At 33.4% G+C, this 4086-nt stretch carries 4 protein-coding genes; all 4 read left to right on the top strand.

The window, feature by feature from the left end:
- Positions 1-745, top strand: a 745-nt coding sequence (locus VIL26_03175) for an IMP dehydrogenase (GenBank protein ID HEY8389933.1), incomplete at its 5' end; no start/stop codon positions are given.
- A gap of 190 nt (positions 746-935) precedes the next feature.
- Entirely contained in the window at positions 936-1643 is a 708-nt protein-coding gene (locus tag VIL26_03170) for a hypothetical protein (GenBank protein ID HEY8389932.1), read from the top strand.
- A gap of 116 nt (positions 1644-1759) precedes the next feature.
- Positions 1760-2818, top strand: coding sequence for a hypothetical protein (locus VIL26_03165; GenBank protein HEY8389931.1), 1059 nt, complete (start codon positions 1760-1762; stop codon positions 2816-2818).
- Between the two features lie 68 nt (positions 2819-2886).
- On the top strand, positions 2887-3894 hold the full coding sequence (locus tag VIL26_03160) for an ABC transporter substrate-binding protein (protein HEY8389930.1): 1008 nt from the start codon (positions 2887-2889) through the stop codon (positions 3892-3894).
- The last annotated feature ends 192 nt before the right edge of the window (positions 3895-4086 follow it).

The raw sequence follows: 4086 nt of genomic DNA, 5'->3' as shown, positions 1-4086 counted from the left end.
GGTTGACGTTTTGGCTATCGATACAGCTCATGGTCATAGTGCTGGAGTTTTAAAGCAAGTTGAACAAATAAAAAATATGTTTCCTGATATTACGATTATTGCGGGCAATGTTGCTACGGCAGAGGCTACTAAGGCTTTGATCGAAAGAGGTGCTGATATAGTCAAGGTAGGAATAGGTCCTGGTTCTATTTGCACTACTCGTGTAGTAACAGGTGTAGGTGTTCCTCAGCTTACCGCTATTATGGACTGTGCTGAAGAAGCTGAAAAATACGGCAAGAGAATTATCGCAGACGGCGGTATAAAATACTCTGGCGATATTCCTAAGGCATTGGGTGCGGGAGCCAGTGCAATTATGGTAGGAAGTCTTTTTGCAGGAACATTAGAAAGTCCTGGAGAAATGGAAATATATCAAGGCAGAAACTTTAAGACATATAGAGGAATGGGTTCATTGGGTGCAATGGCTAAAGGTTCAAAAGACAGATATTTCCAAGAAGATGCATCCAAGCTGGTACCCGAAGGTGTTGAAGGCAGAGTTCCCTATAGAGGTACATTATCAGAGATAGTGTTCCAATTGGTTGGCGGATTAAGGTCAGCAATGGGATACTGCGGTACCAAGGATATTGACACATTGAGAAAAGAAGCAAAGTTTATAAAAATAACTGGTGCAACCCTGGTAGAAAACCATCCTCACGATATATTGATAACCAAAGAAGCACCTAACTACAGCGTAAAACATAATTTTTAGAACAGAAAAAACCGTCATAATTGTATATGACGGTTTTTTTTATAGTTTTTTAATATAAGATTTTGTTATACTTATTGGATATAATAATTTGACAGATAAATTGAATTAAATATAAAAATTTGATATACTAGGGACAAGCATAGTATTGTACTACCGCTTACTATCATTACCATGGAAAAAGGAGAAAAGTATGAGCAAAACATCTGAGCCTGTGGCTAATCAGGGCACTGAAAAAGAAGTTGATAAATTCGACACATTTAGAAATGCCTTTGAGAAAAATCTTGTAAAAAACAAAGAAATTCCTCAAGCGAGCAAGCAGGCAGCGAGCGTAGTAGAATCAATAAGGGATTTTGCAGATCAAACTAAACTTGAAAAAATGAAAAGAGCGGCTTTTGAAAAAGACGCTGTAAAAGTAGTAAACCAAAATGCAAAGAAAACCTTATTTGCCCATGTTAATATGACTGACAAAACACTATTTTATCGTATAAGTGATCCTGTAGGTGCTGGTGATAGATTGCTTAATTTAGACAATAATCAACTTTACATAATTAAGTCCGTTTCTTCTGATAGAATGAACAAAAAATTCAAGTATGAAGATGCGGAATATGAGATTTGGTGTAATGTAGCAACTTTTGAAATAGGAGATTCAAAGCCTGATAATTCTGAAGATATCTCTAAGTTACTTGATGATCTTGAAAACAGTATCAATAAAGCCAGAGATGGTTTTGTTATCAAAAGAAAGCCCGAAGCATTAAGACTATTTAAGTTTTTTAAAAATTGTGTTTTAAATGGAGAAAAAGAAGAAAAGCTGTTTAAAGATTTTATTGACGCGCTTAATTTATTGTCACCGTATTTGCCAGCTGCTGCACAAAGAATAATATTCCTTATGGATCATTAATACAAAATGAATTAAATAATTCTTATGCCCTTAATCTTTTAAGGGCTTTTTGTTATTTATGGAGGTTTTTTAAAATAAAATGTATTATTAAAAAAATTAATTAATATATTTTATAAATGAAAAAATCCTTTTGGCAGTCCTTTAGAGTAGGAATGCTTATTGTTGCTACAATAGTAGGGGCAGGTTTTGCTTCTGGCAGAGAACTTGTCACATTTTTTGGAAAGTTTGGATATGCATCCATTCCTATTGCTATCCTATGTGCTTTTTTATTGTGTTTTTCGCTTATTCTTTTTATGACCGTAGGACAAATTGTAAGACCTAAGGGAATGGAAGATTTTCATAGAGCAGTTTTTGGCAAATTTTCTCCAGTAGTTGATTTTATAATATTGTTTAACTACTTGATAATATTATCGACTATGTTTGCTGGCTGCGATTCACTTTTGGAAAGCTATAATCTATCACAATATCCTATTATAAGCATTCTAACCGCTGTTTTGGTTTTTATAGTGATTTTTAGAGGGATTGATACATTAATGGATGTTAATGCAGTACTTATCCCTATCATCTTGTATATGGTATTAATAATTGGAATTTTCAGCTTAACACATCCTGTTCCTTATAAAATGAATTATTCTAATAATTTAGGGTTGATGATGTTCTATGTTTCTATATATGTTTCAATGAATATCATGCTTTCAACGGGAGTGATAACGACAATAAAGCTGCCGTTAAAAGAACAACTTCGCGGCGCTGTAACAGGCAGTGCAGTCATAGGGCTTTTTATTGCTTTACTTACAGCAGCTATAATGTGTGCAGGAATAAACACTTTTAATTCAAGTATGCCTGTTATGGAAATAGCGTCAAGAATGAATATGTCATTTGTTGCAGCTATAATCATTTGGAGCGGAATATTTACCACCATTTTAACTGCAGTTTATACTATGAATTCTTGGACTCAAAGTTTTATAAAAAACAAGGCTTTGTCTATTTTGTCCGTATTAATAGTAGGACTTGTTATATCAAGATTAGGTTTTAAGACAATAGTAGATTCATTTTATCCCATCAGCGGAATAATAGGTTTGTTTTATATTTTTGCAGTTTTTGTGTTTTATCTAAAAGTAAAGAAATCTAAAAAAATGATTTTGTCTAAAAATAATCTTGACAATAAAAAATGAAGATTGCCAATTTAACATAAAAAAATCTTTAAGAATAATATGTAAATAGTTTGACATAGGAGGAATTTATGAAAAAACTGTTTACATTTTTTGTTTGCTTAGCATTGGCTATGTTAATGCCGTTATCTCTTATAGGATGTCCAAAAAAAGATGGATTAAAGAAAATAAGGCTTGCTGAAGTTACTCATAGTATTTTTTATGCGCCAATGTATGTTGCAATCAATAAAGGATTTTTTAAAGATGAAGGTCTAAAAATTGAACTAACTAATTCGGGCGGAGCAGACAAAGTCATGGTTGCTCTTACAAGCAATTCTGCTGATATTGGCCTTATGGGTCCAGAAGCTACTGTATATATTCATATACAAGGCACATCGGACTATCCAGTTATATTTGGACAGCTTACCAAAAGAGATGGTTCTTTCTTGGTTGGCAGAACACCAGATCCTGATTTTGAATGGACAAAATTAGAAGGCAAGCGTGTTTTGGCGGGACGACCCGGTGGTGTTCCAGCAATGACTTTGGAATATGTTTGCAATCAATACGGATTGTATGATGATCAAAATATAAATCTTGATACGACAGTTGCTTTTGATATGATGCGTCCTGTCTTTGAAGCAGATCAAACAGTAGATTACACCACATTGTTTGAGCCTTTGGCTAGTGAAATCGAGTTGCAGGGCAAGGGCTATATAGTTGCAAGCGTAGGCAGAGAAAGCGGTGAAGTTCCTTATACGGCATTTTCAGCAAAGAGAAGCTATCTTGAAAAGAATAAAGATACAGCCAAGAAATTTTTACGAGCAATCAAAAAAGGCTATGATTATCTAAAGACTGCCACATTAGAAGAAGCTGCGCAAGCGTTGCAAAGTTCATTTACTTCAATCAACTTAGAAACACTTCAAAATGTTATTCAAAATTACCGCGATATAGATGCATGGGCGGATTCTTTGGTGATGAGCAAAACTGCTTATGAAAGATTGCTTGATATTATGGAAAACGCAAATTCTTTGGAAAGACGCGTTAATTTTGAGGACATAGTAGATAACACCTTAGCATCAGAAGTAATGCAGGAAACCTAATACATGTTTAAAATAATATAATCTCTATATGTCCCTTTTAACCCTTTTGATTTTCAAAAGGGTTTTTTATTTTTTTTGTAAATAATATCTATAAATTTAATTTTTTTCCACAAATTAATGATATATTAAAAGCTTTTTGAAATGTATATAACAATTATAACATTTTGTAAAATGAGATATACTTATTGACAC

The organism is Clostridia bacterium, from assembly GCA_036562685.1.
GTDB lineage: Bacteria > Bacillota > Clostridia > Christensenellales > DUVY01 > DUVY01.
Note: the sequence above shows the minus strand (reverse complement) of the source record. Positions and strands in the feature narration are given on the sequence as shown.